At 69.2% G+C, this 12,955-nt stretch carries 8 protein-coding genes; 4 read left to right on the plus strand and 4 right to left on the minus strand.

Annotation, left to right across the window (positions count from 1 at the left end; genetic code table 11):
* Positions 1 to 9 precede the first annotated feature (9 nt).
* On the plus strand, positions 10 to 3,030 hold the full coding sequence (locus KY501_RS02260; protein ID WP_224360726.1) for an MYXO-CTERM sorting domain-containing protein: 3,021 nt from the start codon (positions 10 to 12) through the stop codon (positions 3,028 to 3,030).
* Between the two features lie 15 nt (positions 3,031 to 3,045).
* On the opposite strand, the gene KY501_RS02265 is transcribed toward KY501_RS02260, so the two are convergent.
* The gene (locus KY501_RS02265; protein WP_224360727.1) at positions 3,046 to 4,689 is read right to left on the minus strand and encodes a response regulator; all 1,644 of its coding nucleotides are present in this window, start codon (positions 4,687 to 4,689) and stop codon (positions 3,046 to 3,048) included.
* Between the two features lie 28 nt (positions 4,690 to 4,717).
* On the opposite strand from KY501_RS02265, the gene KY501_RS02270 reads away from it, so the two are divergent.
* Positions 4,718 to 5,104 (plus strand): VOC family protein, encoded by a 387-nt coding sequence (locus tag KY501_RS02270; RefSeq protein WP_224360728.1) that lies wholly within the window; start codon positions 4,718 to 4,720, stop codon positions 5,102 to 5,104.
* 63 nt (positions 5,105 to 5,167) lie between these two features.
* Positions 5,168 to 7,279 carry a cyclic di-GMP-binding domain-containing protein, MshE-related gene (locus KY501_RS53600; RefSeq protein ID WP_304608589.1) on the plus strand — a complete coding sequence of 704 codons (2,112 nt, stop codon included), beginning with the start codon at positions 5,168 to 5,170 and terminating at the stop codon, positions 7,277 to 7,279.
* Between the two features lie 4 nt (positions 7,280 to 7,283).
* Here KY501_RS53600 and KY501_RS02280 read toward each other — a convergent pair whose 3' ends face one another.
* Positions 7,284 to 9,320 carry a protein kinase domain-containing protein gene (locus KY501_RS02280; protein ID WP_224360729.1) on the minus strand — a complete coding sequence of 679 codons (2,037 nt, stop codon included), beginning with the start codon at positions 9,318 to 9,320 and terminating at the stop codon, positions 7,284 to 7,286.
* Positions 9,321 to 9,332: 12 nt separating this feature from the next.
* Entirely contained in the window at positions 9,333 to 10,649 is a 1,317-nt protein-coding gene (locus tag KY501_RS02285; protein WP_373691540.1) for a trypsin-like peptidase domain-containing protein, read from the minus strand.
* Between the two features lie 191 nt (positions 10,650 to 10,840).
* On the opposite strand from KY501_RS02285, the gene KY501_RS02290 reads away from it, so the two are divergent.
* Positions 10,841 to 11,863: an ATP-binding response regulator gene (locus KY501_RS02290; protein ID WP_224360732.1), complete on the plus strand. Its 1,023-nt coding sequence runs from the start codon at positions 10,841 to 10,843 to the stop codon at positions 11,861 to 11,863.
* Here KY501_RS02290 and KY501_RS02295 read toward each other — a convergent pair whose 3' ends face one another.
* Positions 11,864 to 12,901 carry an agmatinase family protein gene (locus KY501_RS02295; protein ID WP_224360733.1) on the minus strand — a complete coding sequence of 346 codons (1,038 nt, stop codon included), beginning with the start codon at positions 12,899 to 12,901 and terminating at the stop codon, positions 11,864 to 11,866.
* Positions 12,902 to 12,955: the final 54 nt, after the last annotated feature.

Raw genomic sequence — 12,955 nt, forward strand, 5'->3', positions numbered from 1 at the left:
CTGGCGACGATGACCGCGGCACATGCCGACTGGGAAGTGAAGACCGTCCAGGGCACGCCCAATGACGTGCAGGTGTGGGCGCCCGGGGTGTACTCCGTGGCGACGACCTCGGGTGGCTACCTGTTCCAGGGGGGCGGTGTCTCGAACACGGACCCTGTTGCCAGCTCGGTGATGGGGACTCGCCTCAAGGGCAACGGGTGCTTCGATTCCTACTCCAGACGGGACCCGACGCAGAGCAAGCCGAACGGTTGCTTGCGCCTCAATATCTTCGTCGATCAGAACGCGGATCTCGCTCGGGTGAAGTCCTCGGGGTCGGGTGCGGCCTACGCTCTGGGGAAGTCGTCGATGTTCCCCTCGACGGCCCTGGTCGCCTTCTCCCCTGGCGATCTCCTGGCCTGGGGACCGCAGCCCAAGCCGGAACTCACAGGGAACCCGATGGCCCTGGGCGCCGTGAGCCAGGGAGGCGCTGAGCACGCCCTGGTGGCGCTGGGCGCGGTGTCGGGGGAGCAGGTGGATCTCTACTGGTTCGTGGACGGAGGGCAGCGGGCCGTCTATGGCATGGTCCCGGACGCCGGCCCTCCCGACGCGGGTCTTCTCCCAGCTGTGCAGGCGATCGATTTGTTCCCGGCGGGAGGAACCACTCCGACGGCGCTGTTCAGCTGGGGGAGTGATCTCTACCGCGGACCGTTGGTGAACGGCACCCAGCCCTCCTTCGTCAAGGTACCCCTCCCCACCCCTGCTGGCACTGTGACGGGCGTGGATGTGAACACCGGGGCGGGCAGCCAGTACGGGGACGGCTTTGGGATGCTGGTCGTCCAGCACGATGGGGGATCGACGGTGCTGAGCGCCGTTCCCGCCGCGTCGCCCGAGGAGATCGGGCGGCAGTGGAAGGTCAACCCATTGCTGGACGCGGGCGTAGCGCCCCAATACGTGAGCTGCCAGGGGGCGACGACCTGTGTCATTGCCCAGAAGGACTCTGGCGGAGGCAACCTCCTGGTCTACACCAATGACGCCGGGCCTACGATCAGCACCGTCCCCAGCGCGGATGCGGGCGTGACGCTGAACGAGGGCACGCAGGACGTGCTGTTCGCCATCCGCGCATCGGATCCAGATGGGGATGCAGTTCGTGTGACCGCGTCGTTCCCTTCAAACGCGCCGGAGCTGACGTTCACCCGGACCGATGTAGAGGGAGGCGCGGACCTCAAGGTGTCCGCTGGAGCCGTCTGCAAGAGCAGCACCGTTCCTTTGACAGTCGTCGCCTCCGACGGGCTCGCGTCCCATGATGAGTTCCTGACGGTGCCTTTCAATGTGGTCCACACCCGCAAGGCGGGGCGGCCTGATCTCTCCTCCTCCAACTTTGTCGTTTGGGCCGGAGAGGAGCCCCTGACCATTACGGCCACTCCCGCTCAGAACCCTCCATGCCCGCCCTTGACGTACGCCTGGTCCGTGGTGAGCCCGATGAACGCTCCTGCGCTGGCGAACAACCAAGGGAGCACCGCGACGTTCAATACCCCGGACACCCTCTGCCAGCGGGATGGAGCGACGTATCGCTACCGGGTCCAGACGCTGGACGAAGGCGGGCTGCCCTCCGATCCCAGGGACTTCTCCGTCCAGTTGTTGCCATGGGGCAAGCCCAATGCTCCCTTCAGCGCGCCCCAGAACATGGTGCTTCTCGCGGGTGACAGTGTGCAGGGGAGTGTGAGGCTGAGACCCGATTGGTCCGTCCACGCCTGCGAGTCCAATCCGAACTTCCCGGGTGTCGACACGTACTGGAAGCTGGAGTCGGTACCTCTCGCGGGTGTCCGGCTGCTCACCGAGGACCGGAAGCTCGTGACGAACACCGAAGTCTTCACCACCGCGCTCCTCGTCGAGACGGATGCATGCGCCACAGGGCAGGTGAAGCTCACCGTGAAGCACTACACCCATGATGGCTCCGGCGTTTCGGGACCCTCTTCGCCGGTCACCGTGAGCGTGGATCCCGATCTGAGCCCGCTGGACCAGGCTGTGCTGGATGTCTCTCTCGGCACCGTCACGCCGGAGACGGCCTCGGGAACGCTGAAGGTGTCCCAGCTCAACTGCATCGGTGCGCGCGGAAACGTGACGGTGCGCGTCCTCCTGACGAGCGACGATGGGAGCACGATCCAAGGGGACTTCCCCATTCCCGACTCGGGAGAGCGCCCGTGGCAGTTGCCGCTCCGCCCCGTGTGCCAGGGTCAGAGCTACCACCTCCAGGCGGAGCTACTGGGCCGCTCTGGGATCGTTGAAGACGAGGTGCCCGTGCCCCCGGCTGAGGTGCAGTGGCTGCCCGCCCAGCCGCGCCCCCTGACGGTCAGCTGTGGCTCTGCGGCCAGCGGCACCCTGGAGCAGCAGATCCTCGATGGGCCGTGCGCGGACTCGCCCGTGACCTGGGAGCAGCGCAGTGGGCCCGAGCTGACCTTGTCCTCCAACACTGGCTCGCAGATCGAAGTCACCTCGAAGGAGGCGGAGTTCGGAGATCTCATCGGCCAGGACGTGGTGATGCGCATCACCGCGAACACGGGCAAGGCGACCTCGATCGACCAGACCATCCCCATCACCGCCGAGCCCTTCGTCTCGGTGCAGCGCCGCGTCGAGAATGCCGTGGGTGCCGATACCGATCTCATCGGCGTCTCGGTCGAGCTGAACAACCTGACGAGCTGCGGCGTGCACCAGGTGGACCACATGGAGCACATGGAGGGTGCGGCCTATGTGGCTGGCAGTGCGCGCTTCAATGACGCTCCCGTGGAGGCCCAGATGGAGGACGATTGGCTCACGGTTCGAGGCCTCTCCCTGGAGGGCAACTCCGTGGGCCGGCTCACGTATGTGGTGCGCCCGCGGTTGCTCGGCAAGACGAACATCGAGGGCCAGTCCTTCGTTCGAGGCGTCCCCGTATCGAAGCCGCTGGTGGTGCCCGTCTCCGGGTGCAGCTGCGAGGGCGGTGGTTCGGGGTTCGCGGTGCTCGGGCTGGTGGGGCTGGCCGTGGCGCTGCGCCGCCGTCGAGCGCGCTGCTGAGCCGCCTGCCGCGGCTCAGAGTCCGAAGGTGATGCGGCGCTGGTTGGACTCCTCGCGCCGCTCCCGGAGGATGCCCATCAGCTCCAGCCCTCGCAGCGTGGCGAGCGTCTCTCGCTCCGAGAGATCCGTGAGCGTGAGCAGATCCTCCACCGTCTTCGTCCCATCCGCGTATGCCAGCAGCAGGGCCTGGGGGCCCGTCAGCTTCAGCTCGTGCAGCGCATAGGGCGGATCGGCCGTCGGGGAGAGCCGGCGCGTGCGCGGCATCTTCTGCCGCAGCGCCACGAGCGTCTCCAGCTTGAGCACTCCCTCGAGGATGAGATCGCCGGGGAAGATGGACAGCTTGACGAGCCCCGCGCGCTGCAGCCGCATGGGGCTGAAGCCGTAGCCTCCCGTGGTCCAGGCGAACGTGGACCAGAGGAGCTCCTTCACCTGCTCTTCGATGAGCGTGCGGCGCTTCTCCGGGGTGAGCAGGCCCAGGCGGATCATCGCCTCGCCGGTGCGAGTGCCTTCCTCCTTGGACAGCGCCGCCACGGCCTGGAGATCGCTCTCGGACAGCACGCCCCGGCGCACGCAGAAGCGCACGAAGCGCTCGTGGGCCAGGTTGGAGGCGGCGTACACCAATTGGCCCGCCTCGAAGTAGACGACCTTGAGCACCTGGCCCTGCTTGAGCTTGAGCTCCCCGTGGTGGCGCGACTCGTAATACGCGTTGAGGAGCCGGGGGATGGTGCCCTCCTTGATCTCTCCCTCGAGCGACCACTCCGGCAGGGCTCGTCGCCCCACGCGGGCCGGGGCAGGAGGGGCTTCCGCCGAGGGCGTCTTCTTGTCCTTGGCCCACACCTTCTCGCGCTGGCCGAAGGGCAGGAAGATCTCCGGCTCGTCGGGCACCGGCGGCGCGGGGAGTTCGGCCTGGGGAATCTCGGCCGCCTCGGCCAGGTCGGCCAGCCCCATGAGCGAATCGCTCGAGCTCAGGACGAGCTCCGAGGCGGGCTCGGCCGCTGGCTTCGAGGGAGGCTCCGAGGCGGGCCCAGCGGCAAGCTCCGAGGCAGGCTCCGCCGTGGGCTCCGAGGCAGGCTCCGAGGCAGGCTCCGAGGCAGGCTCGGCGACGGGTTGCGGGGAGGACTCCTCCTCTTCGTCCGGGTAATCCTCCGGGCTGAGCGCCGAAGTGGCGGGCTTGGTGACCTCTTCGTCCTCGGGAGTCTTCACCACGTCTTCTTCCGTGGCGACCAGCTCCATGAGTTCGAGGATGGCGTCCTCCTCCTCCTGGGCCTCGGGAGGGGGCGGGGGAGGCGCCACCGGGCGAGGGACCCCGCACTTCTGCTCCAGCGCATCCAGGAGGGTGTCCAGCTCGAAGGGCTTGGCGAAGAACTCCCGGGCGCCGTAGACGCTGGTGGCCTCCCGGGCGAGCTTGTCCCCCTTGAACACCCCGCTGATGGCGATGGCGGGGATGCCGTGGGGCACCAGGGCGGTGAGCAGCTCGGTGCCTCGCATGTCGGGCAGGAGCAGGTCCACCACGGCCGCGTCAAAGGCCCGAGGGCGCAGCAGGGCCAGCGCCTCCTCGCCCGTGTGGGCAGCTTGGGCGAGGTGTCCACGGCTCTGCGCGGCCGCGACCATCAACGAGGCGAGTTCTAGGTTGTCTTCGACGATGAGCAGTCGCGCCATGGGGGCCGGTCACCATAGCATTCGCGTCATGGACGTTCAGGGCTTCCACCATGTGGCCATCCAAGTAAGGGATGTCGAGCGGGTCACCGCCTTCTACCGGGACCTGCTGAGGTTTCCCGAGTTGACCCGACATCACCGTCCGGACGGCTCCCTGAGGAGCATCTGGGTAGGCGTCCCTGGAGGGGGCTTCCTGGCCATCGAGGCGGTGACGGGGGAGCCGGAGCAGGCCCCCTTCCGCCACGAGCGCCCGGGGCTGCTGCTGCTGGCCTTCCGCATCCCCAAATCCTCCCGGGCCGCCGCGGTGGAGGCGTTCTCCCGGGCCGGGGTACCCCTGGAGAACGAGACGAAGTGGACCCTTTATGTGCGTGACCCGGAGGGCAACCGGGTGGCACTCAGTCACCACCCGGAGGACTGACCGGGTGCCTGGAGAGGGGGCTTGCCTTGCGAAAGGCGATCCCCCTGGGTATCAAGCGACGACATGCGCCTCGGGGAACTGCTCATTCAGGAGAAGCTGATTACGCCCCAGGCGCTCGAGGAGGCCTTGGAGGCGCAAGTCGTCCACGGCGGGCGGCTGGGGACCAACCTGCTCGAACTCGGGATGATCGCCGAGAAGGACCTGGCCCGGATGCTGGGGCAGCTCCACGGGTGCGCGTTCGCCTCGGGCGAGATGACGCCGGAGCCCCAAGCGCTGGCGCTGGTGGATCGCAAGGACGCGGACGACAAGGACTACCTGCCCATGCGCGTCGACGCGACGCGTCTGAGCCTGGCGGTCATCAACCCGCGGGACTACCCCATGCTGGACGCGGTGGCGTTCGCGACGGGCAAGCGGGTGGTGCCGGTCATCGTCCCCGAGTTCCGGATGGCCCAGCTGCTGCGCCGCTACTGCAAGGCGTTCCGGCCGCTGCGAGCCATCGACATGAATGCCGTGGAGCGGCCCAAGCCCCCTCCGGCCCCGGAGCCCACGGGGCCGCTGGTGAAGCAGCCGAAGGGCTCGGAGCTGATCAGCGAGGAGGAGTTTCAGTCCGTCTACGCCCAGGCGCTCACCGGTGGCGCCCGGTCCGACTTCATCAGCGAGCTGCTCGAGGAAGAGGAAGAGGTCATCACCGGCGAGGAGGTCGCCACCGAGGAGGAGGAGGTCATCACCGGCGAGGTGGTCGAGGAGGTGGCACCGCCTCCGACTGTGTACGCCCCGCCGCCCGTGTACGCCCCACCGCCCGTGGCGACCCAGCCGCCCGTGCGTGCCTCGCCGCCCACGTACGCCCCGCCGCCCGCGTATGCCCCGCCGCCCGCGTACGCCCCTCCGCCCGCGTACGCCCCGCCGCCCGCGTACGCCCCGCCGCCCGTGGCTGCTCAGCCACCGGAGCGGCCGACGATGCCGATGTTCACGGTGCAGCCGGAGGCGCCTCCCGCGCCCGTGGAGACGCCCACGCTCCCCATGTGGCCGATGCCGGCCGAGCCTCCCGCACCCGCGGCGGAGACGCCCACGCTCCCCATGTGGCCGATGCCGGCCCCGACTCCCGATCCTGTCGAGCATCCGACCCAGCCGATGTGGGCGGTGCCGGCTCCGGAGCCGGTGGAGCGTCCGACCCAGCCGATGTGGGCGGTGCAGGCTCCGACTCAGGACCCGGTGGAGCGGCCGACCCTGCCGATGTGGACGGTGCCATCGGTGGCTCCCGCCTCGGAGCTGCCCGCTCTCGCCGACAGCGGCCCCCCGGTTCCGGATTACGCCATGCCTCCCGCGGCGCCTCCGGTGGCTCGGGCCAGGCCAGCGCCCTCGGGGCAGAAGCAGGGCCCTCCGACCCTGCCGTTCATCCCGGCCCCCACGGAGGCGCCGGCGCAGCGGCCTCCCGCGGGCTTCATTCCGGTTCCCTCGGACAACGAGGCCTCGCAGCCCTCCGTCCCGTGGGCGGCGTTGCCTCCCGTGGCCCCCATTGTGGCACCGGTGATCCCCACGGTGCCGCCGGTGCCCCTGCCTCAGCAGGTGGCCGTCAGCACGCGGATTCCCGCCGTCAAGACCACCCCCGTTCCCGGCAAGGCCGCGCCTCGGAAGCCCGGGACCGCTTCCACGCGCCAGCCGGCTCCCAAGCCGCTGTCCTTCGCCGATGCGCAGGCGCAGCTCGCCAAGAGCCTGGATCGCGAGGACGTGGCCACCACGGTGCTGCGCTTCGCGGTGGGCAAGTGGCGCCGGTGTCTGCTGCTGTCCGTGCAGGGCAGCCTGGTGACGGGCTGGCACGGCATGGGCCGAGGTGTGCGGGACGCGGCGATCCGCCGCATCGGTGTCGCGCTGCGCGAGCAGAACACGTTCCGGCTGGTGCGGGACACGCGCTCGCACTACATCGGTCCGGTGCGCCGGGACACGGCGATGAACGTCTTCTATCGGCTGCTGGGCGCGGACAAGCGGCCCGAGCCGCCCTTCCCGAAGACGGCGGTGATCCTCCCTCTGCTCGTGCGCGGCAAGGTCGTCCACCTGCTGTACGTGGACAACGGCCCGGAGCAGCTCACCACGCCAGACGTGGGCGAGCTGCTCATCCTCGCCCAGAGCGTGGCGCGCTCGTACGAGGCGATGATCCGGCGCCGCAAGAGCGCCTGATCCGCTACTCGTCCTGGTCCTCGAAGTCGACCGTGAAGGTGAGGCGCTGGCTGGCTTCCAGCGAGAAAATCTTCTGCCAGCGAGCGCCGTTCACCGTGACGGTGAGCCGGTGCTGGCCCTCGTAGAGATCCAGCTCGTCGACGGGAGTGGTGCCCACGTTGCGGCCGTCGACCTGGACGACACCGCCCTCGGGGGCGCGCACGTTCACGTAGCCCTTGTTGAGGTAGAAGCGGGCCGTGGTGCGGCCCAGGGGATTTACGGTCACCGAGCGCGCCGTGTTGATGCCGAGCGATGGGCTGCTGAAGGAGATCACGTGGCGGCCGGCGGGTAGCGGCACCGTCACCGGCGTGCGTCCGATCACTCCACCATCGGACAGCAGGGCATCCACGCGGGGATCCACGATCAGCTCGAGCTCGGTACCGGCGTCCACGCCGCCATCCGTGCCCGCATCGGCTCCAGCGTCGGCAACGAGGCCGGCATCGGCGGCCACTCCGGCGTCGACCAGATCCAGGGGATCGATCGGAGTGATGGAACTCGAGCTGTTCCCTCCGTTCAGGAGCTCATCGAGGCCTGGGATGTTCCCCGGCAGCTTCCCGCGAGACACCACGACGGCGGCGCCCACGGAGACCAGGGCCAGCGCGCCAATGATCAGCGGGATCCGGGAGCGGGAAGGGGCAGGGGGCGCGACAGGTGGCACCGGGGCCGGAGCCACAGCGGCCGGCTGCATGGGCGCAGGCGCAGGCGCGGGCGCTGCCACCGGAGCTACGGGGTGGCTACCCGTTGGGCTCGGAGTCGGAGCCGGAGCCACGGGGTGGCTGCCCGTCGGGCTCGGAGTCGAAGCCGGAGCCACGGGGTGGCTGCCCGTTGGGCTCGGAGTCGGAGCCGGAGCCACGGGGTGGCTGCCCGTCGGGCTCGGAGTCGGAGCCGGAGCAGGCGCCGGAGCCGTCGGACGGGCCACTACGGGAGTCGAAGCCGATGCCGGACCCCTGGCGGCCGGAGCGGGCGGCGAGGAGGTCGTGGCCGGTGCGGAGACTCGCGGTGCGGCCGGAGCCGGAGCCGCGGGCGCCACGGTCGGCGTACTCCCCGTCGTGGGCTTCGAGACGCCCGCGTGCTTGCGCGCCTCCGAGATGCCGAAGTCGAGAACCTTGATCCGCGCCGACCGAGCCTCATCGCTCACCGGGAACAGCCGGTTCATGAACGTCTGGAGGATGTCCTGCGGAGGCAGGTCCCCCATGGCCTCGACGATGGCCTCGCGCAGGGCGAGCGCGGTGGGGTAGCGCTCGTTGGCGCGCTTGGCGGTGGCCTTGTGCACCACCGCATCCAGCGCGCGAGGGATCGTCAGCGGCAGCGGCGGGAGCGCCTCGGTGAGCGTGGCGGTGTCCGCGTCCTTCGCATCCTTGAAGGGGATCTTCCCGGTGAGCAGCTCATAGAGCGTGAGCCCCAGCAGGAACACATCCGTCTGCAGGTTGACGGCGTCGCGTCCCCCCAGCAACTGCTCGGGCGCGCTGTACTTGCGCCGGTTGCGCACGCGCCGGCCGCCACGCTCGCGAGGCGCCACACCCAGCGCGCCATAGCCAGTCACCTTGACCATGCCCGTGAAGGAGATGATCAGCGTCTCCGGGCGCACGTCGCCGTGCACCAGCGGCGAGCCGTCATCATTGCCAGCCATGTGCGCGTAGTGGATGCCCATGGCCGCGTCCGCGACGATCTTCGCGGCCAGCGGAGGGGGGATCCTCGGCGTCACCTCCATCACCCGGCGCAGCGTCTCGCCGTCGGCGTACTCGGTGACGCGGGCCAGGCCCTGCTCCAGCGTCACCAGTCCATGTACACGCAGGATGTTGGGGTGCTCGAAGACGACGGCTCGGTTGGTCTCTCGACGCAACCGATCAGTCAGGTCCGGATCCTGGGCGACCTCTTGAGGTGCCCAGATCAGCACGACGGGTTGAGGCGGTGCACCATCCTCGAGGGCGAGCCCCAGGAAGGCGCGGGAACCCTCTCCCGACAGTAGAGGGCCGAGCGGCTGATAACGGACCTGACTCATGTGGTGATCATGCTAGAGGCGTTGGCCTTGGAACGGGAGGGTGATGTGGTAGCCATACCGCCCCCGGCGGACGAGCAACAATACGCTACGTCCCCGTCTCGCGGTCAGCAGGGCCTCTCGGAAGGCATCCGAGTTGGGGACTGGCTGGTTGTTTACTCTCAAGATGACGTCCCCCGGTTCCAGGCCGATCTCCTGGGCCGCCGAGCCTGGCCGCACGCCTGAGACTGCCAGGACGCCTCGGTTGTCTTTCACTCTCAGTCCCAGTCGTTCCCAGGCGAGGGACTCGACGAGTCGGGAGGGGAACTCGGCCGCGGTCACCTGGAGCGTGCGCATGCCGCCCTCCCGGAAGAGCACGAGGGGGAAGGCGGATTTGGCCGGGTAGCCGCGCACGCGGGTGTCGAAGTCCTCGGCGTCCGAGATGCGCGAGCCGCCCATCTCCGCCACGACATCTCCCCGGCGCACGCCGGCCTGCTCCGCCGGGCTGCCGGGCTCCACGCTGGCCACGAGCGCTCCGTACGAGCGATCCCACCCGAGCTGCGCGGCAACGTTGCTGGGCAGGTCCACCGCGTCGATGCCCACCCACGAGGGGCGCACCTTCCCGAAGCGCGTCAGCTCTTCGACGATGCGCCGCACCTTGTCCGCGGGGATCGCGAAGCCGATTCCCTGCGCGCTGGCGAAGATCGCCGTGTTGATGCCGATGACCTCCCCATCCACGTTGAGCAGCGGGCCGCCCGAGTTGCCCGGGTTGATGGCCGCGTCCGTCTGGACGAAGTCGTTGTAGATGGAGCCGTCCTCGGCGCGGAATGTGCGGCCCGTGGCGGACACCACGCCCGCCGTCACCGTCTTGGACAGGCCGAACGGGCTGCCGATGGCGATTACCGTCTCGCCAATCATCAGATCGGAGCTGGTGCCCAGCTTCGCCGTGGGCAGCGGCTCCTTGGCGGTCACGCGCAGCACCGCCAGATCGTTCGTCGAGTCGCTGCCGAGCACCTCGGCCTCCAGCGTGCGCCCATCCGCCAGCACCACGTGGATGGCCGAGGCCCCACGGATCACGTGATCATTGGTGACGATGGTGCCCGCCGCGTCGATGATCACCCCGCTGCCCAGGCCTTGGACCTTGCGGCGCTCCGCCTGCTGGCCGCCAAAGAAGTCCTCGAGGAAGGAGCGGCCGCCCCCGCGGAAGCGCGACTCCACCTCCTGCTCGGTGCCGATATAGACGACGGCCGGAGAGACCCGCTGCACCACCTCGACGACTGCGTCCCTGCGGCGAGCCAGGTCCGCCTGGGCACCCGTGGTCAGCAAGATTCCCGTCAGCACCCACCATTTCATACCTATGACCCTCATTTCGTACCTCCCGTGACACCCGAGGTGTCGAGCGAGCGACGGCAGGACTGTCGGGAACCACGCAGCATTCCCCGCCCTGTCTGGAAGCGATGTGGTGCCCTTTAATAGATCAAGAGACCGGTCAGCAGTGTGTGGAAGTCCCACGCGCTGCGGCCTGGGTCGTGAGGAGTGGCGGAATGAGTCTCGTCCTGGTGGCGGACGATGAACCGGCGGTGCTCGAGGTTCTGAGTCAGGTGGTGGAGGACCTGGGGCACGACGTGCTTCAGGCTCGGGATGGAGAGGAGGCGTTGGGGCTGGCACGCGCCCGGCGTCCCCAGTTGGTGGTGACGGACCACGTGATGCCTCGGCTGAGCGGCGTGGAGCTGTGCCGCCGGCTGCGTGGCGACGCGATCCTCAAGAACGTGCCGATCATCCTCTTGAGCGCGGTGCTGCCGCAGGGCGCTCCGGAGGCCTCGGCCTTCCTGCACAAGCCGTTCGAGATCACCGACTTCGAGTCGCTGATCCGGCAATCGCTGGCGCAGGCGCCGGAGCAGGCCTCGGCGGCGAATGTGTCTCCGGTGGAGGCGCTGGGGCACTGGGTGGCGCAGACGCTCCAGGGGCCGCTTTCCGCGGCGCGCGAGCAGCTGCAGCGGTTGCAGGTGGTGCCTGTGGGGGATAGGCAGGCGCTGGAAGTGCTGGGCGCGCAGCTGCGCTCGATGGAATTCCTCAGCCGGAGCCTCCAGGAGGCGGCGAGGCTGGCAGCGGGGAGCGTGACGCTGCAACCGGTGGCGGAGGATCTCACCCCGCACCTGCGCCGCGTGGTGGAGACCTGGGTATCTCAGGCGCCCGAGGTGTCGATCCGCATGGATGTGCCCGCCGAGCCGGTGGGCCTGCGGTTCGATCCCGAGCGGATCCGCCAGGTGTTCGACTCGCTGCTGGCCAACGCCGTGCACCACGGGAAGGGGCGCGGCGAGGTGCAAGTGGAGCTGACAGCCTCGGATGCGCTGGTGACGGTGCGAGTGAAGGACGCGGGCCCTGGCTTCTCGGAGCAGGAGTTGCCGCGCCTCTTCACTCCGTTCCAGGCCCGTCCGACGGATGGCGGGACGGGGTTGGGGCTGTACGTCGCCTCGGAGCTGGCACGCCTGCACGGAGGCTCGCTGTCCGTCGAGTCCCGGCTGGAGAAGGGCTCGACGTTCAGTCTGGTGCTGCCGCGGGGCTGATCAGGAGCGCTGGGACTTCAGCATCCAGCCGATCATCTTGTAGAGCAGGCGCGCGCCGACGTTGCCGTCCCACTCGCTGCCCTCGGGATCGGGGGCGACCTCGGTGAGATCGAAGCCGACGATGGTGCGCCCGGAGCGGACGACGCCCGCGATGAGGGCCGTGGCCTGGGGGAAGGACAGGCCTCCGGGCACGGGCGTGCCGGTGTGGGGGCAGAGGACGGGATCCAGCCCATCGATGTCGAAGGAGAGGTACACGTTCTCCGGGAGGCACGAGACGATCTCGTCCACCTGCCGGTTCCAGGGCACTCCGTCGAAGTGCTTCTGCTGGAGCGTGGAGTCGAAGAAGGCGCGGACGCGGCCGTTGGAGCCCTCGATGACCTGATGCTCCTCCTGGCTCATGTCACGGAGGGCCACCTGGACGAGCGTCTTCACGCCGGGCAGGCGCTGGATCACGTTGTACATGATGGAGGCGTGGGACCAGATGAAGCCCTCGTAGGCGTTGCGCAGGTCGGCGTGCGCGTCGAGGTGGAGGACTCCGAGGCCTGGATACTTCTCGGCATGGGCCTGGATGCTGCCGAAGGAGATGGAGTGGTCTCCGCCCACGGCGGCCACGCGCTTGCCCTGATCGATCCAGTGCTTCGTGGTGCGATAGACGGCGTCATTCATCTTCTCGCAGAGGGCGTTGACCTCATCGGCGGCGGCCTGGAGTTCGGGCTCGCCGGAGTGCACGCCGCCGGCCTCGATGACGACCTGGGCGCGCTCCTTGGCGCGGGTGTTCCAGGAGCGGAGGTCCTCGGACTCGGGGAGGAGGGCGATTCCGCGCTCATAGGGGCGGCCGGTCTCCACGTCGAAGAGATCCACCTGGCGGCTGGCGTGGAGGATGGCGCTGGGGCCCTCGGAGGTGCCGCCGCCGTAGCTGGTGGTGGCCTCGAAGGGGACGGGGACGAGGACGACGTGAGCCTCCTCGGGCGAGTGAGGCAGGCCGAAGACGCCGGAGTCGGGCGACGCGGCAGCGCTGGGATCGAAGTGGGTAGCCATGAGGCGGCGCAGGATATGGAGGAGGGCGACGAGTTGCTACAGCGACCGCCCCAC

Origin of the sequence: Hyalangium versicolor, assembly GCF_020103695.1 — a bacterium.
In the GTDB taxonomy this organism is placed as follows: Bacteria; Myxococcota; Myxococcia; order Myxococcales; family Myxococcaceae; genus Hyalangium; species Hyalangium versicolor.

Excerpts from the sequence above, each read along its gene's own strand:
- KY501_RS02260 (WP_224360726.1), top strand. The coding sequence starts at position 10 with ATGACCGCGGCACATGCCGACTGGGAAGTGAAGACCGTCCAGGGCACG.
- KY501_RS02265 (WP_224360727.1), bottom strand. The coding sequence starts at position 4,689 with ATGGCGCGACTGCTCATCGTCGAAGACAACCTAGAACTCGCCTCGTTG.
- KY501_RS02270 (WP_224360728.1), top strand. The coding sequence starts at position 4,718 with ATGGACGTTCAGGGCTTCCACCATGTGGCCATCCAAGTAAGGGATGTC.
- KY501_RS53600 (WP_304608589.1), top strand. The coding sequence starts at position 5,168 with ATGCGCCTCGGGGAACTGCTCATTCAGGAGAAGCTGATTACGCCCCAG.
- KY501_RS02280 (WP_224360729.1), bottom strand. The coding sequence starts at position 9,320 with ATGAGTCAGGTCCGTTATCAGCCGCTCGGCCCTCTACTGTCGGGAGAG.
- KY501_RS02285 (WP_373691540.1), bottom strand. The coding sequence starts at position 10,649 with ATGAAATGGTGGGTGCTGACGGGAATCTTGCTGACCACGGGTGCCCAG.
- KY501_RS02290 (WP_224360732.1), top strand. The coding sequence starts at position 10,841 with ATGAGTCTCGTCCTGGTGGCGGACGATGAACCGGCGGTGCTCGAGGTT.
- KY501_RS02295 (WP_224360733.1), bottom strand. The coding sequence starts at position 12,901 with ATGGCTACCCACTTCGATCCCAGCGCTGCCGCGTCGCCCGACTCCGGC.